This window comes from Vagococcus lutrae (assembly GCF_023299185.1).
Classification (GTDB): Bacteria; Bacillota; Bacilli; order Lactobacillales; family Vagococcaceae; genus Vagococcus_A; species Vagococcus_A lutrae.
The window spans coordinates 1,371,588-1,394,915 of sequence record NZ_CP097017.1; the positions used below are offsets into that span (position 1 = coordinate 1,371,588).

Annotated in this window: 21 protein-coding genes; 13 read left to right on the forward strand and 8 right to left on the reverse strand. The window is 38.4% G+C overall.

What is annotated here, in order from left to right:
• Positions 1-4 precede the first annotated feature (4 nt).
• The 10 genes from dnaN to dnaB all read left to right on the forward strand — a co-directional run bounded on the left by dnaN (position 5) and on the right by dnaB (position 10,416).
• Positions 5-1,135 (forward strand): DNA polymerase III subunit beta, encoded by a 1,131-nt coding sequence (gene dnaN, locus M2919_RS06545; RefSeq protein WP_126762245.1) that lies wholly within the window; start codon positions 5-7, stop codon positions 1,133-1,135.
• Positions 1,136-1,327: 192 nt separating this feature from the next.
• The gene (yaaA, locus tag M2919_RS06550; RefSeq protein ID WP_023606923.1) at positions 1,328-1,579 is read left to right on the forward strand and encodes a S4 domain-containing protein YaaA; all 252 of its coding nucleotides are present in this window, start codon (positions 1,328-1,330) and stop codon (positions 1,577-1,579) included.
• Entirely contained in the window at positions 1,576-2,706 is a 1,131-nt protein-coding gene (gene recF, locus M2919_RS06555) for a DNA replication/repair protein RecF (RefSeq protein ID WP_248848441.1), read from the forward strand. Before yaaA ends, recF begins: the two co-directional genes overlap by 4 nt.
• Positions 2,703-4,658: a DNA topoisomerase (ATP-hydrolyzing) subunit B gene (gyrB, locus tag M2919_RS06560; protein ID WP_248848442.1), complete on the forward strand. Its 1,956-nt coding sequence runs from the start codon at positions 2,703-2,705 to the stop codon at positions 4,656-4,658. The genes recF and gyrB overlap by 4 nt, the downstream gene beginning before the upstream one ends.
• Before the next feature lie 23 nt (positions 4,659-4,681).
• Complete coding sequence (gyrA, locus tag M2919_RS06565) at positions 4,682-7,150, forward strand: DNA gyrase subunit A (RefSeq protein ID WP_248848443.1); 2,469 nt, start codon at positions 4,682-4,684, stop codon at positions 7,148-7,150.
• Between the two features lie 170 nt (positions 7,151-7,320).
• Positions 7,321-7,620 (forward strand): 30S ribosomal protein S6, encoded by a 300-nt coding sequence (gene rpsF / locus M2919_RS06570; RefSeq protein WP_126762178.1) that lies wholly within the window; start codon positions 7,321-7,323, stop codon positions 7,618-7,620.
• A gap of 42 nt (positions 7,621-7,662) precedes the next feature.
• Entirely contained in the window at positions 7,663-8,166 is a 504-nt protein-coding gene (gene ssb, locus M2919_RS06575; protein ID WP_248848444.1) for a single-stranded DNA-binding protein, read from the forward strand.
• Between the two features lie 21 nt (positions 8,167-8,187).
• Positions 8,188-8,427: a 30S ribosomal protein S18 gene (gene rpsR, locus M2919_RS06580; protein ID WP_023606929.1), complete on the forward strand. Its 240-nt coding sequence runs from the start codon at positions 8,188-8,190 to the stop codon at positions 8,425-8,427.
• A gap of 145 nt (positions 8,428-8,572) precedes the next feature.
• A complete protein-coding gene (gene rplI, locus M2919_RS06585) occupies positions 8,573-9,025 on the forward strand; it encodes a 50S ribosomal protein L9 (RefSeq protein ID WP_023606930.1) in 453 nt (150 codons plus the stop codon).
• A gap of 29 nt (positions 9,026-9,054) precedes the next feature.
• Positions 9,055-10,416 carry a replicative DNA helicase gene (gene dnaB, locus M2919_RS06590; protein WP_023606931.1) on the forward strand — a complete coding sequence of 454 codons (1,362 nt, stop codon included), beginning with the start codon at positions 9,055-9,057 and terminating at the stop codon, positions 10,414-10,416.
• A gap of 72 nt (positions 10,417-10,488) precedes the next feature.
• On the opposite strand, the gene M2919_RS06595 is transcribed toward dnaB, so the two are convergent.
• The 4 genes from M2919_RS06595 to M2919_RS06610 all read right to left on the reverse strand — a co-directional run bounded on the left by M2919_RS06595 (position 10,489) and on the right by M2919_RS06610 (position 15,779).
• Positions 10,489-12,108, reverse strand: a complete 1,620-nt coding sequence (locus M2919_RS06595) for an ABC-F family ATP-binding cassette domain-containing protein (RefSeq protein WP_023606932.1) — start codon at positions 12,106-12,108, stop codon at positions 10,489-10,491.
• A 140-nt stretch (positions 12,109-12,248) separates the two neighbouring features.
• A complete protein-coding gene (locus M2919_RS06600; protein ID WP_420857185.1) occupies positions 12,249-13,235 on the reverse strand; it encodes a polyprenyl synthetase family protein in 987 nt (328 codons plus the stop codon).
• 23 nt (positions 13,236-13,258) lie between these two features.
• Positions 13,259-13,804, reverse strand: a complete 546-nt coding sequence (locus M2919_RS06605; RefSeq protein WP_222316949.1) for a Gx transporter family protein — start codon at positions 13,802-13,804, stop codon at positions 13,259-13,261.
• 82 nt (positions 13,805-13,886) lie between these two features.
• Positions 13,887-15,779 carry an NAD(P)/FAD-dependent oxidoreductase gene (locus M2919_RS06610; protein ID WP_248848446.1) on the reverse strand — a complete coding sequence of 631 codons (1,893 nt, stop codon included), beginning with the start codon at positions 15,777-15,779 and terminating at the stop codon, positions 13,887-13,889.
• A gap of 259 nt (positions 15,780-16,038) precedes the next feature.
• On the opposite strand from M2919_RS06610, the gene pplA reads away from it, so the two are divergent.
• The 3 genes from pplA (at position 16,039) to menA (ending at position 19,148) form a co-directional block, all read left to right on the forward strand.
• Positions 16,039-16,956 (forward strand): extracellular electron transfer flavoprotein PplA, encoded by a 918-nt coding sequence (gene pplA, locus M2919_RS06615; protein ID WP_248848447.1) that lies wholly within the window; start codon positions 16,039-16,041, stop codon positions 16,954-16,956.
• Between the two features lie 124 nt (positions 16,957-17,080).
• Entirely contained in the window at positions 17,081-18,190 is a 1,110-nt protein-coding gene (locus M2919_RS06620; RefSeq protein ID WP_307726201.1) for an FAD:protein FMN transferase, read from the forward strand.
• Between the two features lie 16 nt (positions 18,191-18,206).
• Complete coding sequence (gene menA, locus M2919_RS06625) at positions 18,207-19,148, forward strand: 1,4-dihydroxy-2-naphthoate polyprenyltransferase (protein WP_168413357.1); 942 nt, start codon at positions 18,207-18,209, stop codon at positions 19,146-19,148.
• A 34-nt stretch (positions 19,149-19,182) separates the two neighbouring features.
• Here the strand turns inward: menA and M2919_RS06630 are convergent, their stop codons facing one another.
• The 4 genes from M2919_RS06630 to M2919_RS06645 all read right to left on the reverse strand — a co-directional run bounded on the left by M2919_RS06630 (position 19,183) and on the right by M2919_RS06645 (position 22,921).
• Positions 19,183-20,154: a biotin--[acetyl-CoA-carboxylase] ligase gene (locus M2919_RS06630; RefSeq protein WP_248848448.1), complete on the reverse strand. Its 972-nt coding sequence runs from the start codon at positions 20,152-20,154 to the stop codon at positions 19,183-19,185.
• Between the two features lie 61 nt (positions 20,155-20,215).
• Positions 20,216-21,022, reverse strand: coding sequence for an ABC transporter ATP-binding protein (locus M2919_RS06635; RefSeq protein WP_248848449.1), 807 nt, complete (start codon positions 21,020-21,022; stop codon positions 20,216-20,218).
• Positions 21,019-21,939 carry an ABC transporter permease gene (locus M2919_RS06640; protein WP_248848450.1) on the reverse strand — a complete coding sequence of 307 codons (921 nt, stop codon included), beginning with the start codon at positions 21,937-21,939 and terminating at the stop codon, positions 21,019-21,021. The genes M2919_RS06635 and M2919_RS06640 overlap by 4 nt, the downstream gene beginning before the upstream one ends.
• A gap of 13 nt (positions 21,940-21,952) precedes the next feature.
• On the reverse strand, positions 21,953-22,921 hold the full coding sequence (locus tag M2919_RS06645; RefSeq protein WP_248849489.1) for an ABC transporter substrate-binding protein: 969 nt from the start codon (positions 22,919-22,921) through the stop codon (positions 21,953-21,955).
• Between the last annotated feature and the right edge of the window lie 407 nt (positions 22,922-23,328).

A 23,328-nucleotide genomic window follows, 5' to 3' on the forward strand; every position in this document is an offset into this window, starting at 1 on the left:
TATGATGAAATTCTCAATAAATCGCAACGCTTTTATGAACGAATTATCAATTATTCAACGAGCAATTAGTTCTAAAACAACTATTCCTATTTTAACTGGTGTCAAAATTGTTCTATCAGAAGAAGGTTTATCTCTAACTGGTAGTAATGGTGATATCTCAATCGAAACATTTTTATCTCATGAAGATGAAAAAGCTGAAATGGTCATTGAACAAACAGGCGCTATTGTTTTACAGGCACGTTTTTTAGGTGAAATTATCCGAAAACTACCTGATACGCGCTTCTCTTTTGATTTACAAGAGAACAATCAGATTCATTTAACTTCTGGCGCAGCTGATTTTATGATAAACGGCTTAGATGCTGATCAATATCCACACTTACCTGCGATTGATGAGGCCGAACAGTTAAAATTACCTGTAAGAGTGTTAAATAAACTGATTAATGAAACAGTATTTGCTGTTTCCGCTCATGAAAGTCGTCCAATTTTAACAGGGGTTCACTTAACTATTCATCCAGAAGAATTAAAAGCTGTCGCAACAGATAGTCATCGACTTGCTCAAAGAAAGATACCACTAGGGGGTATGGCGAAAGAGCTAGATATGGTTATTCCTGGTAAAAGTTTGATTGAATTATCTCGCTCATTTACAGATGAAGAGGAAGAAGTCGAAGTCAGTGTCATGGAAAATCAAGTTTTATTTAAAACAGATAGCATGCACTTTTACTCTCGCTTGTTAGAAGGTAAATATCCAGACACAGACCGTCTCATTCCTAATGAATTTAATACAGAGATTAGTTTTGATGTGCCGGCGTTATTAGCTGCGATTGAACGTGCGTCTCTTTTCTCTCATGAAGGACGTAATAATATTGTTAAATTAGTCATTAATGCCGATGATGTGACATTGTATGGTAACTCACCAGAAGTCGGAAATGTCCAAGAGCAATTAGTCTTTCAAGAAGTGTCTGGAGATCCTTTAGAAATTTCCTTTAACCCAGACTATATGAAAGCAGCGCTCAAAGCGTTTGGAGATACAGCTATTACCATTAAGTTTATCTCTCCTCTTCGTCCGTTTACGTTAGAACCTAAAGATAGTGATATTTCATTTGTGCAACTGATTACACCAGTTCGAACAAGTTAGAAAAAAAGCTGCTGATTCAACAGCAGCTTTTTATTATTTGCCCTAATTTTTCGTTTTTAGGCGTTTTTAATCATTTAAGGTAAAAAGATATCTTAATGATTAAATCTCTTAAAAGGGAAATGATTAGGGTTTATTTGTTTTTTTGCTTAAAAAAGGCTATAATAGTAAGGAAGAAAAAAAGAAGGTGAGAAATTGAAAACACAGTTTATGTTGGAAACGCCGTATATCACCTTGGGACAATTTTTAAAAGAAATTAATGAAATTTCTAGTGGTGGAATGGCAAAGTGGTACTTGCAAGAACATGTCGTGTTTGTTGATGGTGAGTTAGAAAATAGACGTGGTCGAAAATTATACGCAGGATCAATGGTGGAGTTACCTGAAGTAGGTACTTTTTTTATGGAAAAAAAACCTTCTGAAACAGCTGAAGAGGCTTCAGAAGAATGAGAATAACACAATTAGAGTTGTTGGACTATCGCAACTATGCGTCAGCTTCTCTCTCTTTTAATAAAGATTTGATTGTTTTTCTAGGTGAAAATGCCCAAGGAAAAACAAATGTTTTAGAAAGTCTGTATGTCCTCGCTATGACGCGTAGTCATCGCAGTCAGCACGAAAAAGAGTTAATTCGTTGGGGACAGTCTTTTGCTAGAATACGAGGGATTTTAGCTAAAAAAAACTATACGACAGAGCTCGAAATAGTTATCTCTAATAAAGGACGTCGTACGAAGCGCAATCATATCGAACAAGCTAAGTTAAGTGATTATATTGGTGAGCTAAATGTCGTGTTATTTGCACCGGAAGACCTATATTTGATAAAAGGTTCTCCACAAAATAGACGAAAATTTATTGATATGGAATTAGGGCAAGTAAATCCTAGTTATTTATATCATTTAAGTGTTTATCAAAATGTCTTAAAGCAGCGAAATCGCTATTTAAAAGAAAATGGACGTCAACAGAAAAAACTAGATGAAACCTATCTAGAAGTCTTAACAGAGCAGTTAGCAGCAGCTGGGGCTCATGTGATACATGAACGGTTGATGTTTATTCAAAAGTTAGAGCAGTGGGCGCAAGAAATTCATGGTGCAATTACGAATCATCGCGAGAAGTTAACGATGCAGTATCAGCCTTCTTTTGTTTTAGAAGAAGCGCAAACGGTGGCTGAGATAGAGGCTTTGTTTTTAGAGGCGTTATCACGCCAGCGTTCGCGTGAATTAATGCTTCAAACAACGTCGTTAGGACCACATCGCGATGATGTTATTTTTTTTATAGACGGGCAAAATGTTCAGACATACGGTTCTCAAGGTCAACAACGAACAACGGCTTTGAGTGTCAAATTAGCTGAAGTGGAGCTTATTCATGAACAGATAGGGGAGTATCCCATCTTACTTTTAGATGATGTGATGAGCGAGTTAGACGATGAGCGACAAGTTCATTTGTTGGCAGCAATCGAGGGGAAAGTTCAAACATTTGTGACGACGACCACTTTGAATCATTTAACCAACAAGTTGCTCTCACATCCAGAGATTTATTTAGTAAAAGATGGACAGGTGGAAAGGAAAAGTGAAAACGCATGACAGAAAAAGAACATCATGAGGTGAATCTTCCTTCAGAACATGAGTATGATGCGAGTCAGATTCAGGTTTTGGAAGGATTGGAAGCGGTTCGGAAACGACCGGGAATGTATATTGGGACGACAAGTACTCAAGGCCTACACCATTTAGTATGGGAAATTGTCGATAACTCGATTGACGAAGCGTTGGCAGGTTATTGTGATGAGATTAATGTTTTAATTGAAAAAGACGGCAGTATTACAGTGATTGATAATGGACGAGGGATTCCTGTAGATATCCAAGCTAAAACGGGTCGTCCAGCGGTGGAAACAGTCTTTACAGTGCTTCACGCCGGAGGTAAGTTTGGCGGAGGTGGCTATAAAGTATCTGGTGGACTTCATGGGGTAGGTTCTTCGGTGGTTAATGCGTTGTCAGAAACGCTAGATGTTAAAGTTTATAAAGATGGAAAAATACATTATCAAGTCTTTGAACGTGGTTTAGTGGCTTCTGATTTAAAAGTTATCGGAGAAACCGAGCGTCATGGAACGACTGTACATTTTGTGCCGGATGCCGAAATTTTTAAAGAAACTGTCGAGTTTGAATTTGATAAATTAGCCACACGTATGCGTGAATTGGCCTTTTTAAATCGCGGGTTGATGTTAACAATTGAAGACTTGCGTGAAGGAAAAGAGCAAAAGAAAGAGTATCACTATGAAGGTGGGATTAAGAGTTACGTTGAACACTTAAATCATAGTAAAGAAACACTTTTTAATGAGCCAATCTACATTGAAGGGGAACAAGATGATATCGTGGTGGAAGTGGCTATTCAGTACACAGATGGCTTCCACACGAACTTATTAAGCTTTGCGAATAATATTCATACTTATGAAGGTGGAACGCATGAGGTGGGCTTTAAATCCGCTTTAACGCGTGTCATTAATGACTATGCTCGCAAGCAAAATATTATGAAAGAAAATGATGATAATTTATCAGGAGAAGATGTTCGTGAAGGCATGACAGCTGTTATTTCGATTAAACATCCTGAGCCTCAATTTGAAGGTCAAACCAAAACAAAATTAGGAAACTCAGAAGTACGGGGGGTTACCGATCGATTATTTTCAGAAGCGCTATCTAAGTTTCTTTTAGAAAATCCGACGACGGCTAAACAAGTCGTAGAAAAAGGGGTATTGGCTTCCAAAGCACGTATGGCAGCGAAACGTGCTCGTGAGATGACACGTCGCAAAGGGGCACTTGAAATTAGTAGCTTGCCAGGTAAATTGGCCGATTGTTCTAGTCGAGATCCAGAAAAAAGCGAGTTATACATTGTCGAGGGGGATTCTGCCGGAGGTTCAGCTAAGCAAGGACGAGACCGTGAATTCCAAGCGATTTTACCTATTCGAGGTAAAATTTTGAACGTAGAGAAAGCTTCGATGGATCGGATTTTAGCAAACCAAGAAATTCGATCACTTTTCACTGCTATGGGGACTGGTTTTGGTGATGATTTTGATGTCGCTAAAGCACGTTATCATAAATTAGTAATTATGACGGATGCGGATGTGGACGGTGCGCATATTCGTACATTGCTTTTAACACTGTTTTATCGTTACATGCGTCCAATTGTTGAAGCAGGTTATGTTTATATTGCACAGCCTCCTTTATATCAAGTAAAACAGGGGAAAAAAGTGCATTATATTCAGCCAGGAAAAAACGCAGAACAAGATTTGGCCGATACATTAGCAAGCTTACCTGCAACGCCAAAACCAAGTATTCAGCGTTATAAAGGTCTTGGAGAGATGGACTATCATCAATTATGGGAAACAACGATGGACCCTGAAAATCGCGTGATGTTGCGTGTCACCATTGATGATGCGATTAAAGCCGATCAAGTGTTTGAAATGTTGATGGGGGATCGTGTAGAACCCCGTCGTGAATTTATTGAACAGAATGCACGTTACGTGAAAAACTTGGATATATAAAAAGAGAGTAGGGAAAAAGGCTCATGTCAGAAGAGAGAAAAGAAAATATAGTCGATGTGAATCTTACAAGTGAGATGCAAGACTCCTTTATAGATTATGCGATGAGTGTTATCGTTTCACGTGCTTTACCGGATGTCCGTGACGGGCTGAAGCCTGTTCATCGTCGTATTTTATATGGGATGCATGAATTAGGGATTACGCCGGATAAACCGCATAAAAAATCGGCGAGAATTGTTGGGGATGTAATGGGTAAATATCACCCACATGGTGACTTCGCGATTTATGAATCAATGGTACGGATGGCTCAGCCATTTAGTTACCGTAATATGTTAGTAGATGGTCACGGTAACTTTGGTTCAGTAGATGGTGATGGTGCAGCGGCTATGCGTTATACAGAAGCGCGAATGAGTAAGATAGCAATGGAACTGTTACGTGATTTAAATAAGGATACAGTAGATTTTCAAGGAAACTATGATGATTCTGAAAAAGAACCAACTGTTTTACCCGCACGTTTTCCAAACTTACTCGTAAATGGAACGACAGGAATTGCTGTCGGAATGGCAACTAATATTCCGCCACACAACTTAGGCGAAGTGATTGCCGCGATTAATGTTTTAATGGATAATCCAGACGCTACGACGGTTGATTTAATGGACGTTTTACCGGGACCAGATTTTCCAACTGGTGGTTTGGTCATGGGGAAATCAGGTATACGCCGAGCGTATGAAACGGGTCGTGGATCTATTACTGTTCGGGCAAAAGTTGAAATTGAAGAACAAGCTAACGGTCGCGAGCGTATTTTAGTGACAGAATTACCTTACATGGTAAATAAAGCTAAATTGATCGAACGTATTTCGGAATTACATCGTGAGAAACGAATTGAAGGCATTACTGATTTACGTGACGAATCATCACGTGAAGGAATGCGGATTGTGATTGAGATTCGCCGAGATGTCTCAGCTTCTGTTGTACTGAACAATTTATATAAAATGACAGCTCTTCAAAGTTCATTTGGCTTTAATATGCTAGCGATTGTAAATGGTGAACCTAAGCTATTAAGTTTGAAAGCTATTTTAGAGCATTATTTGGCCCACCAAGAAGAAGTAATCCGTCGCCGTACTCAGTTTGATAAAAACCGTGCGGAGGCCCGTGCGCACATTTTAGAGGGCTTACGTGTGGCGTTAGACCATATTGATGAGATTATTTCGATTATCCGTTCATCTGCATCAGATGAAATTGCTAAAAATGCGTTAATAGAGCGTTTTGAATTTTCTGAAAAACAAGCACAAGCTATTCTTGATATGCGCTTGCGTCGCTTAACAGGCTTAGAACGCGATAAGATTGAAAATGAATATCAAGAATTGTTAAAACTTATTGCTGATTTGGCTGACATATTAGCAAACCATCAACGGGTCTTAGATATTATTCGAACAGAATTACAAGAAATTCAAGATAAATACAGTGACCCGCGTCGAACAGAATTATTAGTCGGCGAAGTGTTGAGCTTAGAAGATGAAGATTTAATTGAAGAAGAAGATAGTGTCATTACGTTGACGCATAACGGATATATTAAACGTCTACCAAGTAGTGAATTTAGAACACAAAAACGTGGTGGACGTGGTGTGCAAGGTATGGGCATGCATGACGATGACTTCATAGAAAATCTCGTGTCTTGTTCAACGCATGATACGTTACTGTTCTTTACGAATACTGGGAAAGTATACCGCGCGAAAGGTTATGAAATCCCTGAATATGGTCGAACAGCAAAAGGAATTCCAATTATTAATTTATTAGGAATTGATTCTAATGAAAAAATCCAATCTGTGATTTCGATAGAAAAATCAGATAAAGAAAATAGTTATTTATTCTTTACGACGAAACATGGAACAGTTAAAAGAACGACAACCGAAGCGTTTGCGAATATTCGCAGTAATGGCTTGATTGCTATTGGTTTACGAGATGGCGACGAAGTCATGAACGTGACGGTGACAAATGGTGAACAAATCATTATTATAGGCACGCATTTAGGGTACTCTGTAACGTTTAAAGAAACAGACGTGCGCGATATGGGACGAACGGCTGCCGGTGTACGTGGTGTTCGTTTACGTGAAGGCGACTATGTTGTTGGAATGTCGACTTTAACGGAAAACAATGAAGTGTTAATACTCACAGAGAATGGTTACGGAAAACGTACGGATTCGTCTGAATATCCCGTTAAAGGACGTGGTGGTAAGGGAATTAAAACAGCTAATATCACCGATAAAAACGGTCCACTGGTCGCATTAACGACTGTGGAAGGCGATGAAGATGTCTTAGTGATTACGGACCAAGGTGTGATTATTCGTTTTGATGTTGATTCTGTTTCGCAAACAGGACGTGCGACACAAGGTGTTCGCCTCATTCGTTTAGAAGAAGGCAGCAAGGTTGCGACGATGGCGATTATTGAAGAAGATGAAGATAACGCTCTTTCTGAAGAACAGACAGAAGAATAATCAGTGAAAACAGACCTGTTGTTACAGCAGGTCTGTTTTTATAGAGAAAAATAAAATAAACTTGATAATTTTTATAAAAAGTAGTATAGTATTTAGATGTGAGTAGTCTAAGATTACTCTTCCTTGCTCTATGAAATCATAGAGCCAGAGACCACAAGGAGGTGAAATCAATGAGTCAAGTAACGAATTATGAAATTACGTATATTATTCGACCTAACATTGATGAGGAAGCTAAAAGTACTCTTATCGCACGTTTTGATGATATTTTAAAACAAAACGGTACAGAGGTTTTAGAATCTAAAGGATGGGAAAAACGACGTTTAGCGTATGAAATCAACGATTTCCGTGAAGGATTCTATCACATCGTTAAAGTTTCTTCCGAAGATGCTAATGGTATCAACGAGTTTGACCGTTTAGCTAAAATCAATGATGACATTTTACGTCATATGATTGTTAAAGAAGAAAACTAAAAATGTTTCACGTGAAACATCCCGGTGAAAGGAGATGGAAAAATGATTAATAATGTCGTACTAGTAGGTAGATTAACTAAAGATCCAGATTTGCGTTATACAGCAAACGGTGTCGCTGTTGCAACATTCACATTAGCAATTGATCGTCCATTTACAAATCAAAGCGGTAATCGCGAAGCTGATTTTATCAACACGGTGATTTGGCGAAAACCAGCAGAAACGCTGGCTAATTACGCACGAAAAGGGACTCTGATTGGTGTGGTAGGACGTATTCAAACACGTAACTATGAAAATCAACAAGGTCAACGTGTCTATGTGACAGAAGTGGTAGCAGACAGTTTCCAATTCTTAGAGTCGAAGTCAGTTAATGAACAACGACGTCAGGGATCTGGTACAGATTTTGGTGCTCAACCTAATAATAACCAAAGTTTTAATCAATCATCATCTTCAATGCCACAACAAGGTATGCCGGATTTTGGTCGTGATTCAGACCCATTCGCATCATCAGCTAAGATTGATATCTCAGATGATGATTTACCATTCTAAACCGAACAGGAGGAACAATAAATGGCTCAACAACGCAGAGGCGGAAAACGACGTCGTAAAGTGTGTTATTTCTGTGCTAACCACGTCGATCATGTCGATTATAAAAACGTTGAATTGCTTAAAGGTAAATTTGTTTCAGAACGCGGTAAAATTTTACCACGTCGTGTAACAGGTACTTGTGCAAAACACCAACGTACTTTAACAACATCTATTAAACGTGCTAGAATTATGGCACTTTTACCATTTGTTACAGAAGACTAAAAAGTTATTCGAGAAGGTTTGATTTCAAACCTTCTTTTTATTTTATCTAAAATGTTTCACGTGGAACATTTTTGTGTCTAACTCGCTATTGTTAAATAAAAATGGTAAAATAAAAGGTAGAATATTTCATGAGAGGTGTAGTAGAATGAAAGTCATTTTATTAAAAGATGTTAAAGGTCAAGGTAAAAAAGGTGATGTGAAAGAGGTGTCACCTGGCTATGCTCAAAACTTTTTAATCAAAAAAGGTTTAGCAAAAGAAGCTACCAATGCTAGTATGAGTGAACTTGCTGCTAAGAAAAAAGCAAAAGCAAAAGAAGAAGCTGAATTAAAAGCAGCAGCAGAAGAGATTAAAAAACAAATAGAAGCGGAAGGTTTTGAAGTTGTATTAACAGCAAAATCTGGTGAAGATGGTCGCTTATTCGGTTCTATTACGACGAAACAAATAGCAGAAGAACTAAATAAGCAACATAAAATAAAAGTAGACCGTCGTAAAATGGAGTTGGCGAACCCAATTCGTAGTCTGGGCTATACGAATGTTCCTGTAAAGCTATACCCAGATGTTAATGCGAAGTTACGTGTTCACGTTAAAGCACAATAATGCATACATACTAGAGAGGGATAGAAATCATGAATGATATAGTACAAGATAGGATGCCACCTCAAAGTATGGAGGCCGAACAAGCAGTTCTAGGTTCGGTCTTTTTAAATGCCGACGCGATTATTGAGGCGATGGAGTTTATCACAGACCAAGATTTCTATCGACGTAGTCATCAACTTATTTTTCAAACGATGTTGACACTAAATGATCGTAATGAAGCGATTGATTTAATCACAGTGAAAGAGCAGCTAGATAGTTTGAATTTATTAGAAGATGTTGGCGGAGTTGGGTATCTGACAGAATTAGCCATGGCTGTACCGACGGCCGCAAATGTCGGGCATTATGCGAAAATTGTAGAACAAAAAGCATTGTTGCGCAATTTGATTCAAACAGCGACGGATATTGTGACAAAAGGGTTTGAGCAAGGTGATGAAGTCGAAACGATTTTAGATGAAGCTGAGCGCATGATTATGGAAGTTTCTGAACGTCGCAATCGGTCTGGTTTTTTAGCTATTGCCGATGTATTAAATACAACCTTTGCTGAAATCGACCGGCTCTCTCAATTACAAGAAGAGATTACCGGCTTACCTACTGGGTATCATGCTCTAGATAAAATGACGGCAGGTTTACAACCTGAAGAATTAATCATTTTAGCAGCACGTCCAGCAGTTGGTAAAACAGCCTTTGCTCTAAATATTGCCCAAAACGTGGGAACGAAGACGGATAAAGCGGTTGCAATCTTTAGTTTGGAGATGGGGGCGGAATCACTGGTGAATCGTATGTTGTGTGCAGAAGGCACGATAGACGCCAGTCATTTACGAACAGGTCAACTGACTGAAGAAGAGTGGGGTAATCTTGTCATGGCGATGGGAAGCTTATCGCAAGCTGATATTTACATTGACGATACGCCGGGAATTAAAATTTCAGAAATTAGAGCAAAATGTCGAAAGTTAGCACAAGAAAAAGGTAATCTTGGCTTAGTGTTGATTGACTATTTGCAATTGATAGAAGGAACTGGACGAGAGAATCGCCAACAAGAAGTTTCAGAGATTTCACGACAGCTTAAAAAATTGGCGAAAGAGTTAAAAGTACCTGTTATCGCCTTGTCACAGCTTTCTCGTGGTGTTGAACAACGGCAGGATAAACGACCAGTCCTAAGTGATATCCGTGAGTCTGGATCTATCGAGCAAGATGCGGATATTGTCGCCTTTTTATATCGTGATGATTATTACCAACGTGACTCAGATGAAGATGCAGAAGAACATGAGGATAATAATATTATTGAAGTGATAATCGAGAAGAATAGAAGTGGCTCTCGAGGCACTGTCGAATTACTCTTCATCAAAGAATATAATAAATTTTCTTCTATCACGACACGAACGGAGTATTAGTAGTATCATAGAAGACAATGATAATAATAGGCACGCCCCATATTGAAATGGGACGTGCCTGTTTGTTTTATCTTAATATAAAGCAGCGACTTGTTTTTGGACACGTTCATTTTCCAAAAATTCATCGTATGTCGCATCTGGGAAATCAACCATTCCTTTGTCTGATAAGACAATCATGCGGTTTGCTAGTGTTTGGATAAATTGATGGTCATGCGAAGCAAAGAGTAAAGAACCTTTGAAAGCAATTAAGCCATCGTTTAGAGCCGTGATCGATTCTAAATCCAAGTGATTTGTTGGGTCATCAAGAACGAGGACGTTGGCTTTAGATAGCATTAATTTAGATAGCATACAACGTACTTTTTCGCCCCCTGAGAGAACGTTGACTGGTTTCATGACATCTTCCCCAGAGAAAAGCATACGGCCTAAGAAACTACGTAAGAAGGTGTTGTCGTCCTCTTCTTTTGAAGCGTATTGACGTAACCATTCTAGAATAGGCAAGTTTGAATCAAATTCTGCCGAGTTATCTTTCGGTAAGTACGCTTGAGAAGTAGTTACGCCCCAACGTACAGTACCAGTATCTGGTTCCATTTCACCCATTAAGATTTTAAAGAGTGTCGTCTGAACGACGTCATTTTGTGCAAGAAAAGCGACTTTGTCGTCTTTGTTTAAAGTGAAAGATATATTATCTAATATTTTCTTACCATCGATTGTTTTTGAAATGTTTTCAACATGGAGTAGGTCGTTTCCGATTTCACGTTCTGGTGAGAAGCCTACGAATGGATAGCGACGTGAAGAAGGTTGAATGTCATCAATGGTAATTTTTTCTAACATTTTTTTACGCGAGGTTGCTTGTTTAGATTTAGAAGCATTCGCGCTAAAACGTGCGATAAATTCTTGTAATTCTTTTACTTTTTCTTCTTTTTTAGCATTTTGATCCGCTTGTAATTTAGCTGCGAGTTGACTAGATTCTAACCAGAAATCGTAGTTACCAACATAAAGTTGAATTTTACCGAAATCTAAGTCGGCCATATGTGTACAAACGGTATTTAAGAAGTGACGGTCATGTGAAACGACAATGACTGTGTTATCGAAGTTAATTAAGAACTCTTGTAACCAAGCAATCGACTGGGTATCCAAACCGTTTGTCGGCTCATCAAGTAGTAGAACATCGGGATGTCCGAAAAGAGCTTGTGCGAGTAAGACTTTCACCTTATCCCCTGCAGAAAGTTCAGCCATTTTTTGGTCGTGAAGTGTTTCAGGAATATTTAATCCCTGTAATAAACTGGCCGCTTCAGGCTCTGCTTCCCAACCGTTTAACTCAGCGAATTCACCTTCTAATTCAGCCGCACGAACGCCATCTTCATCAGAAAAATCCTCTTTCATATAAATAGCATCTTTTTCTTTCATGACTTCATATAAACGATCGTGTCCCATAATAACGGTTTCTAGAACTGTAAAATCTTCATAGTCAAAGTGATTTTGTTTAAGTGTAGCAAGACGTTCGTCGGGACCGAGTGTGACATTACCAGTGGTAGGTTCTAAAGACCCATCTAAAATTTTTAAAAAAGTGGATTTGCCGGCACCATTTGCACCGATTAACCCATAACAATTTCCGGGAGTAAATTTAATATTAACATTATCAAATAATTTACGATCAGGTAATTGCAAACTGACATCTGTTACTGTGATCATTAGGTAATCTCCTTTTGTATCCTATATTTAGTTGCTTCTCAAGTATTATAACGGTGTCCACAATGTTTAGCAAGATAGAGCTGTTTTTCATATCAGAAAACAAGGCAAAAAAATAAGAGAAAACGTCTTGGCGTTTTCTCTTATTGTGTTCGTTTTAATAAATGCTCGGTCAAACGATAAATTATATCTGTCACTTCTGGATTAATGGAACGTAATGATTTTAGGCTTTTTAAAGCAGCTGTGGTATATTTTTCAGCATATTGTTTGGCTTGTGACACTCCGTTTGCCGTATGAACCAGTTGATAAAGCTCATGTGTTTCTTGTTCCGTCAGTTGTTCTTTTTTATATAATAATGGCAATATCTCAGTAGGATTTTCTTGAATTGCACATAATAAAGGTAAGGAATAAACCCCTTGTTTGACGTCTTCAAGGACAGGCTTTCCTAACTGTGTTTCTGTTTCACTATAATCTAAAATATCATCCATGATTTGAAAGGCCATCCCAACATTTAATCCAATGTCTTTTGATTTTTTTGCGACTGTTTTACTAGCTTGTCCTTCAAAGGCGCCTAAAAAACAAGCGAGAGAAAACAGTTCCCCTGTTTTACCTGCGATATTATCTAAATATGTTTCAATAGGTAAATCAGTTTGATACCGAGTATCCATCTGTCCTATTTCGCCAGATAAAATTCGGTCCATACTATCGATGTTTAATTCCATACTTTTTAAATCGGATGCATAGCGAGCAAGTATTTTAAAACATGAAACGAACAAGTAGTCACCTGCATAAACTGCGACATCTTTTCCAAATGTCGCTTGGATAGAAGGGTGTGACCGGCGAGTGGCAGCTTCATCTACGATATCATCATGGATTAATGTAGCGGTATGTAGAGTTTCGACTGACGCCGCTAAAGCCATCATTTTTTGTCGGTCTGTTTCTTTTCCATAGTAAGAAAAGAGTAGCAAATAAGCAGGACGCAACATTTTTCCACCCGAGTGCATCATCGTTAAAATTGCCGCTTCAACTTCTTTATTCGCTAGATTTACCGACTGTTGCATAATGGTCAGTGTTTGTTTTAATTCTTTTTGTAGTTGAGGGTATTCATTCCATAGTGGGTGTATCATCACCTTAGACACTCCTTATGATTCGGCTACGTCTGAGTAGACGCGCTATATTCCTTTTTAAATTGTTCTAATGTTTTAACATGTTCTAAAAGATAGTTAGCAGCAATCCCGACGGCAATCCCTGCTAAAATACCAATCATTGAAAGAATTGGCAAATACATCATAACTGCCCATGAACGTGCAATAAAGCTAGCAACGAGCAGTTGACCTACATTATGAAGAAAGCCTCCTGTCGCACTAATGCCAATGACACTGACACGGTCAGGGCCTAGCATTTTCACTAAAAGCATTCCAAAGTAACTAAGAAGAGCCCCGGCTGCACTATAAAGCAACGTAGAAACAGTGCCACCTAATAGGGTGGTTAAAATTAAACGTAAACAAACGAGAAAAAAACTCTCACGTTTTGGCATTGTAAAAATAGCGATAATTGTGATGAGATTAGCCAGACCTAGTTTAGCTCCAGGCGCAATTGCAAAAGGAAAAGGAATCATATTTTCTAAAAGCCCGATAATGACACCTTGCGCGACGAGTAGAGAAATATAAATAAGTTGTCGGTTTTTATTTGGCTGCATGTGAGTGTCTTCCTTTCTTTTCATCACTAATATAAAAGAAAAGTTCTAGGGTAATCCCTAGAACTTTTGAAATAGACGTGTACTAATGACCGTACAGTGATTTGGTTTCACCGTACCACCATTTGCCTAATGTTCGTTGTAGCCAAGGTACTACCCATTTATCTAAACCAAGTGCACGTCCAGAACCATTCATTAAGGCAAAAGCAACTGGGATGAACCAAATATTAACCCAATAGAACATGCCTGATAAACAGAAAGCAGCAACCAAAGCGATTGTTGTCGCATTCGCTAACCATGTAAATAGTCCAACGATAATAGCGAGTGCAATTAGAATTTCAAAAATTGTCATGAATTTTTGGAAGAATAGCGCAACTTCGCGATTAGGTACCATAAATTCCATTAATGAGGCAAACCATTTTGGCATATGGTCAAAAACAAGCATTGGCTCTTCACCATAGGCATAACTTAAACCAAAGTGAGCGACAGTTTCAGCTCCTCCAGCGGCCGCCTCTGAGGCCCCAGATGTTGCATCAGCTGCTTGTAACCAAGGGAATGGGAATGCTACTTGGTCAGTAAACCATGAGCCTTCTTTGAACCATGTTGCTGGTTTTAAGTAATCACCGTTACCCACTACTTTCTTCATCGCTTCAACGAGCCAAACAAGACCGTAAAAGACACGTAAAGGTACTGACCATAAAACGTTACTGTTGCGAGAAGAATGTCCACGTGTGACGTTTCGTTCATTTTCAACACGGAAGAATTCATGCATCATGTATTGGAACATATAATAGCCAGAGCGGATATCAAAGAAATATTTCAAGTTAACAATATGTTTCATTATAATTGCAAGAAAACCACTTAAATGGATTTTTTCAAATAAGCAAGCAACCCCATATTTAGAACCGATAGAAACCATGAAACCTTGGTAATTGCCTTTGTATGCTTTCTTCTCTGTGCCATTTATTTCAGCAACAATATTAGTTGCGGCATATTGTCCTGTTCCTTCAGCAGCTTGAACAATCTGTGGTGTCGGTGTGTTTTCGAACTCTTCATAATAAACTAAGTCCCCCACCACATAGATACCTTTGCCTTCATAACCTTTGGCTTGCAAGTATTCATTCGCCACTAAACGATTCGCACGACCTGTTTCCATATCGAACTCTTTCGCGTCGCTATTACCTTGCACACCTGCTGTCCAAATTAAAGTATGTGTCGGAATCTTTGATCCGTCTTTTAAGGTAATATCTGTGGCACCGACTTCTACGATAGGTGAACTCTTGATGATTTCAACTTCTTTTTTATTTAAGAAGCGTTCAGCAATCGCTGCATCGTTACGATCTAACATATTTAGAATAGTAGGAGCTGCTTCGACTACTTTTAAAGTAATCTCATCAGGTGAAATCTTATGTTTTTTCGCGATAGGTTCGCGCATATCGATTAATTCCCCAACCATTTCAATACCAGTAAAGCCAGAACCACATACGACAAATGTCAACATGCTACGACGAACTTGTTCGTCTGGTTCTACTGCTGCCTTAGCGACAGTGTTTTCAATGTGGTGACGTAAACGGATAGCGTCCTCCATTGACCATAGTGTAAAACCGTGTTCTTTTACGCCAGGTGTTCCAAAATCGTTTGGTTCTCCTCCCATACCTAACATGAGGTAATCAAATGGATATTCACCATGTTCGGTGATAACCACCTTGTTGTCTTTATCAATGTTGGTCACATTATCTGTGACTAATTTCACATTTTTGCGACGTGAGAATAAACGTTGTAAATCATATTGAATCGCTTCAGGTTCAACACGTCCACCTGCAACTTCATGTAACTCTGTCATCATGGTTTGATAAGTGTGACGGTCTATTAAGGTAATCTCGACATCTTCATTTTTTTTAAGCTTTTTTGATAAATGCTTTGTACCAAATACGCCAGCATACCCTGCCCCAACAACGACAATTCGTGTTTTTGACATCGCTTTTCGCTCCTTTTCTTTTAGTTATAAAATAATAGTGTAACTACTATTTTATCATAATCGTACATATTATAAAGCCAATCTTGTTAAATGTCTATCAAAAACCGTAGCATGATAATAGAAAAACAAACAAATAACAAAAAAAGTATGTGAATTTCATGAGAAAAAAAAGGATATTCATTGCATTTATAAATAAGATGCGTTAAAATATCTTTGTAAGTTAATTCACATAACAAATAGAAAAGGGCGGTCTTATCTTATGAAGAAAAAGAAATTAATTTCAGGTTTAGCTATTTTAGCAATGTCTTCTTTACTATTAGTAGCATGTAAGAGTGACGATCAAAAAGAAGCTGAAAAAACAGATGCGACACAAGAAACAGTAGCAAAAGATAAAGAAGAGTCAAAAGAAATGACACAAGTTGCAGGTGGCGAGTTAAAAGACGGTACTTACACACTTGAAGAGAAAAACTACTCTAATGATTATCGTACAGTATTTTCAATCGTTGTTAAAGACGGTAAAATCACAGAGTCAAACTATGACAATGTGAATGAAGCTGGCGAATCAAAAGTAAAAAATAAAGAGTACGATGATATGATGAAAGATAAGTCTGGTACAGGTCCTTCAGAATTCATTCCAGCATTAAATGAAGCGTTAGTAGATAAACAAAATGCAGGCGATGTTGAAGTAGTAACAGGTGCGACTCATTCAACAGATAGCTTTAAAAACTATGCGCAACAATTAATCCAAGCAGCTCAAGCTGGTAATACGGATAAAATTGAAATTGACAATGGGGCAGATTTGAAAGACGGTACTTATACATTAGAAGAGAAAAACTACTCTAACGACTACCGTGTTGTATTCTCAATTGTTGTTAAAGATGGTAAGATTGCAGAATCAAACTATGACAACGTGAATGAAGCTGGCGAATCAAAAGCTGACAATAAAGAATACGATGATATGATGAAAGACAAAGCAGGTACTGGTCCTTCAGAATTTATCCCAGCGTTTAATAAAGGGTTAGTGGACAAAGGAGCTCCAGCTGAGATGGATGCTGTAACTGGTGCAACTCATTCATTCCACACATTCCAAATGTACGCAGAACAATTAATCAATGCTGCTGAAAAAGGTAACACAGATAAAATTGAAGTCGACAACATTGTCATGGCTGAAAAATAATTCAGAAATGCGTCAAAACGGAACTAAGCCTTTTGGTTAGTTCCGTTTTTTCTATTGTTTAAGTGCAGACTTTCTTCTCAAGAAAAAGCATAGTAAACTATAATAACAGAAAGAAGGGAAGAAAATGAAACGAAATAAATGGCAAACAGCTATCATGATAAGTTTGACGGCCCTTATGTTAGTGGGATGTCGCACGACACCAACAACAAAAGAAGCCGACTCAAATACGACGACTTCGCAAAAAGTCAATAAAGAACCTTATTCAGAGCAGCAATTTTTAATGGGGACTTATGTCCGCGTTCAAATTTTTGATGAAGGCAAAAAAGAGGTATTAGATGACGCCTTTGCACGAGTGAAAGAGCTAGCAGATAAAACAACGGTTAATGAACCAGATGCTGATAAGTCAGAAGTCGCTGAAATTAACCGTCAAGCAGGCGTTCAACCAGTAAAAGTATCAGAGGATGTTTTTCGCTTGATTGAAAAAGCTTATCAATATAGTGAAGAAGCAGATCAAGGTTTTGATTTAAGTATTGGTCCAATTACGCAGCTTTGGCATATTGGTTTTGACGATGCTCGTAAACCTAGTCAAGCAGAAATAGATGAAGCGCTAGCGCTTGTCCGTCATGAAGATGTGCAACTAGATAAAAAAAATCAGACGGTGTACTTAACGAAGCCAGGGATGTCGCTTGATTTAGGTTCGATTGCAAAAGGGTTTATCGCAGATGAAGTCGTGGATGTATTAAAAGAGCACGGGGTGACAACAGCGATTGTTGACTTAGGAGGTAACGTTGTCGTCGTTGGAACTAGTCCGAAAAAAGAAGGGCAGCCATGGACGGTCGGTATTCAAGATCCAAATCAGAGTCGTAATAAAGTTGTGGGTACGGTTCCAGCACAAGATCAATCACTTGTAACGTCGGGTATTTATGAACGCGTCTTAGAAGTAGATGGAAAAACGTATCATCATTTATTTGATCCGACGACGGGGTATCCGTTTGAAAATCATATTGCAGGTGTGACGATTATTTCGAAAAAATCAGTGGATGGAGATGGCTTGTCGACTGCTATTTTCTCAATGGGGTTAGAAGAAGGCATGGATTATATTGAAAGCATGAAAGATGTCGAAGCTTTATTTATCACGACGGATGACGAGATTTATATGAGTAGTGGACTAAAGGATACGTTTAAATTGAATGAGGAGTCAGGCTATACAGTAAAAAAATTAGCGAATCAGTAAGTTGGGAGTCAGGGGAATGACGGTAAAAGTTTTTTTAAAATTAGTAGAAATTCAAACGAAATTAGCAAGTTTGTTTCCATTCTTAATCGGTGTTTTATTTTCAATGGTATATTTTCATTCGTTTCATCCGATGAATACGTTAATCTTTTTTATAGGTATGTTATTATTTGATATGGCAACCACAGCTATTAATAATTTTATGGATTATAAAAAAGCAAAAGATGATGTGTATAAATATCAGGTGAATATTGTTGGACAAGCGGGTTTAGGGGATAAGCAAGTTCGGCGTTTAATATATAGTATGATTGGCATCGCTTTTGTTATCGGCTTGATTTTAACTTATCAGACAGGTTGGCTGATGTTAGTAATGGGGGGCGTTGCGTGTTTTATTGGAATATTTTACACGTTTGGTCCTGTTCCACTATCGCGTATGCCACTTGGAGAAATTTTTAGTGGAGTGACCATGGGCTTTGGAATTTTTATAATGACCATCTATATCAATACGTATCAACAGCGTTTTGTGTATCTTGACTTACATGATTGGCAATTTACTGTTTTTGGTGATTTTCGTCAATTAATTCCGATTGCCTGGGCATCGCTTCCTATGATTTTTAGTATTGCCAATATTATGTTAGCGAACAATCTATGCGATTTAGAAGAAGATATTCAAAATCATCGCTACACACTGCCTTATTATATAGGAAAAGAAAATGGTGTCCGCTTGTTTAACTTTTTAGCGTACAGTCCTTATCTCACGATTTTAGTGGGAATCTTTTTCGGCGTATATCATTGGATTGTCTTAGGTGTTTGGTTAACGTTTCCTCTGACAAGAAAATTAACTCAGCAATTTAATCAAAAGCAAATTAAGAGCGAAACGTTCGTTGTTTCGATAAAAAACTTAGTCTTACTAAACACGGCTCAAGTGGTAACCTTAGCGCTTAGCTTATGGCTCGTATAAAAAGCAGGAGAATGATAGTCATTCTCCTGCTTTTTTATTGATAATGAAGACTGACTTCGCCAGAGGACAAAGCAATCACGTCTTGATTCGGAAGTTCGACTAACAATTCTCCACTATCGGAGATACCGATCGCTTTTCCTTGTAATCGTTGTTGTTGATAATCGAATGAGACTATCTGACCGATAATAAATGAACGAGCACGATAGTCTGATAGATAACGTTCCGGATGGTCTTTTAAGTCATAAAAAGCGGTTAAAAAGTGTGCCACAAGCTGATGGCGGTGAAAATCTTTAGGGGCTCCTTGTGGGAAAATAGATCCAGCTTTAGACTGTAATTCTAATGGAAAATGAGAGGTCGGCACACTGACATTCGTCCCAATCCCTATAATAATACCGTCGACCATTCCTGTTTCAAAGTTCGTCGTTGCTTCTGAAAGCACGCCTGTAACTTTTTTGCCCTCAATATATAAGTCATTAACCCATTTAATTCCCACCGTTTTATTCGCCACAGCTTCGATCGCTTGAGCCATTGCCACTGCCGTAATTAACGTATAATGTACGAGTTCGGATACTGGCTGTGGCTGATGAATATATAGACTCATATAAAGGCCATCTTCTGGAGTTGAAAAGTAAGAACGCTGAAAACGACCGCGCCCAGCTGTTTGATTCTCTGCTAGTAGAATCGTATCCCGCTCTATCCCGTCAATTGCTCGTCGCTTTAAAACAGAATTGGTAGAATCGACTTCATTTTCAACGAGAATCTCTATAGTTTGTAGAGAAGGGGGTAAAAGTTTTCGGATGCCTTCTGCGTTTAAACGTTCTCGTGAGAAGTAAGTATATCCAACATTGGATTTTGCTTGTATATCATGTCCTTCTTGTTTTAATTGTTGAATGGCTTTCCAAATGGCAGTGCGTGAAACAGATAAACGTTCGGCCATTTCCTCACCTGAAAGAGGTTGTTCATTTTGTGAAAGAAGTAAGGCTAGTACGTTGTCTTTAGTTGTCATAAGTCACCTCATCGTTTCATATATGTTATTACTTTAACATAACCGACAATTATCGACTACTTTATGTTAACAACAAACTATCATCTGTCAATGCTTCACCACTACGTTCTTCAAATAATTGGAGTAATTGTGGGACAGTTAACTCGGATTTTTCACGTCCAGAAACGTCAACGACGATTTTTCCTTGATGTAGCATAATTAAACGATTACCATAGCGAATCGCATCATTCATATTATGCGTAATCATAAATGCAGTCAGTTCCTGTTCGTGAATAAGTTGTTCCGTCAAGGTCATAACGGTTTTGGACGTTTGAGGGTCGAGTGCAGCTGTATGCTCATCTAAAAGCAATAAATCTGGTTGAATGATTGTCGCCATTAATAACGTAATAGCTTGACGTTGTCCTCCAGAAAGTAATCCGATTTCTGTTTGCAATCGTTCCTCTAATCCTAATTGCAAAGTAGCCAATTTTTCTTTTAAAAAAGCACGTTGTTGTTTTTTCACCCCTCGACTCAGCGTTCGCTTTCTCCCTCTTTTTAAAGCAATGGAAAGATTTTCTTCGACGGTTAATCGTACTGCGGTTCCCATTTTAGGGTCTTGGAAGACGCGACTGATTTTAGCGGCCCGTTTCACGACATTTTGCTTCGTTATATTTTCTCCGTGAAGATGAATCTGTCCTTCATCTGGACGTAAAGAGCCGGCTATTGTATTGAGTAATGTCGATTTTCCTGCGCCATTTCCTCCGATAATGGTAATAAAGTCACCCTTGTGAATAGCTAAATCGATTCCTCTAAGAACTGGGTTTTCATTGACAGTGCCTTTTTCAAAGGTTAAATGTAAGTTATCAAGGGTAAGTAAAGGTTGACTCATGCTCGTGTCCCTCCTTTTTTAATAGGCCATTTCTCTCTTATAAGTGGAAAAGATAGGCAAATGATTAGGATGAGTGCTGAGAAAAATTTGTTGTCATTTGCTTCAATAGGAAATTCTAAAATAATTGCTAAAATGAAGCGATAAATAACAGCACCTAAAACAATAGTCACTAAACGCCACAAGAGTGGTTGGCTAGCAAAAAGAACTTCTGAAATAATAATAGCCGCCAAGCCAATAACAATGGTGCCGACACCCGAATTCAAATCGGCAAAACCATTATTTTGAACGAGTAGCGAACCACTAAGGGCAATACAGCCATTAGCGATCATATAGCCTAAAATTTTGGTAGAATGTGTGTGAATCCCATTTGCTTCACTCATATCAGGATTATCCCCTGTGGCTATAATGGCTAAACCAATTTCCGTTCGGAAGAAGAGATAGAGTAGTAAGATGACCAGTAAGACAACTATGCCTCCAACGAGAATGATGGTCGTATTTTTACTTAATTGTAGCGTCTCACTTATTGAAAAAAGAGTTTTTTCACCAATTAAAGGAATATTTGGCTTCTTTCCCATTACGCGTGAGTTAATTGAATATAAAGCGGTCATGGTAATAATCCCTGTTAGTAAGGCAGGGATTCTAAGCTTAGTATGGATAAGACCGGATACTAAGCCGGCAATCAATCCGCCTACGAATGCGGCTAAAGTTGCCCAAATAGGAGACCACTGATGAATAATGAGTGTCGCTGTAATAGCACCACCTAGTGGAAAGGTTCCTTCCGTCGTCAAATCGGCGACATCTAAAATCCGATAGGTGATGAACACACCAATACCGAGCAACGCCCAAAGCAAACCTTGGGCGAGCGAGGTAGTGAAGATACTAGGTAAATTGTAAAAAATAGAGATGAGACTGCTCACGTAAAATCCTCCTTTATTTTGGCTCTTTTATCGTTTCTGGATCAATACCTAAGGCCTTTGCCATGTCCTCGTTCACTTCAAGTTTTAAGTCACGAGATGTTTCAACGGGATAGTCGGTTGTTTGGCGTTCACCTTTTAAGATTTTAGCGGCCATGTCGCCCGTTTGTTTTCCTAAAGCATGATAGTCAATACCAAACGTCGCTAACCCTCCATCTTGAACCATTTCAATTGAGCCCGCTACGACAGGAATTTGTTTTTCTTTCGCTACGTCTCCTACGAGCGTCATAGCACTTGCAAAGGTGTTATCTGTTGGAATATAAATCCCATCCACGTCCTTTGCTAAACTTTCTGTCACTTGTTGCACGTCATTTGTCGTGTTAGCTGTTAATTCTTTCACCGCAATCCCTTGTTTTTCTAAATAAGCTTTGGCTTGTTTGGCTTGTAAAACAGAGTTTGCTTCCCCGCCATTATACATAATTCCGATTTTCTCTGCTTTTTTGGCGACGCTGATTAAAAGGTCGAGTTGTTTTTCAATAGGGACTTGATCCGATACGCCTGTCAAGTTGCCACCAGGAGATTCATTAGATTTGACGAGTTTAGCTTCTTCTAAGTCAGTTACAGCTGTCACGACAATCGGAATGTCGCTACTAGCACTGAGTAAGGCTTGAGCAGCAGGCGTTGCGATACCCAGTAACAAATTAGGTCGTTCTTTGACAAGTTTTTGACTCATTGTATTGAGTTGGTCTTGTGCACCTTGAGCATTTTGATAAGTGACGGTGAGATTGTCGCCTTCTTTGAGTCCATTTTCTTCCAAACCTTCAATAAATCCTTGATAGCTTGCATCTAGCGAGCCGTGTTCAACAACTTGTAGGACACCGACTTGATAATGTCCTTCTTTTTCTCCCTTATTTTCCTGAGAGCTACATGCCGCTAAACCAATCAGGCTCACCATAGCAGCAGAAAGTAAAAGTTTTAATTTCATTGATTGTTTCATAAATATTCCTCCTTCATGTTGTTTACTCTGGTTATAAGACAACAAAAAAACCATTTAGAAAAAAATTCTAAATGGTTTGTCTTCATCAATAATCCTTACGAGCTCTGATAAGGAGATAATAGGTTAGCCACTTAGATTTTTTTCAATCCTATGTGGCTTTTTGTCAACACAAATTGCTTTAGCCATCATAGATACATGTTTGTTTGTATCCATGATTGCATGTCTACAAACACTATCTAAAGAAGCTAAAGAAAAAGTTTGTGCTATTCAATTTTAAGTGTGATTTGATGTTCATATCAAAATCCTCCTTAAAAGAATTAAGTTAAGTATAAAGTAGGGGGGAGAATACGTCAAGAACAAAAATGAAAAATCCCTCATTTTTTTCTCATTATCAT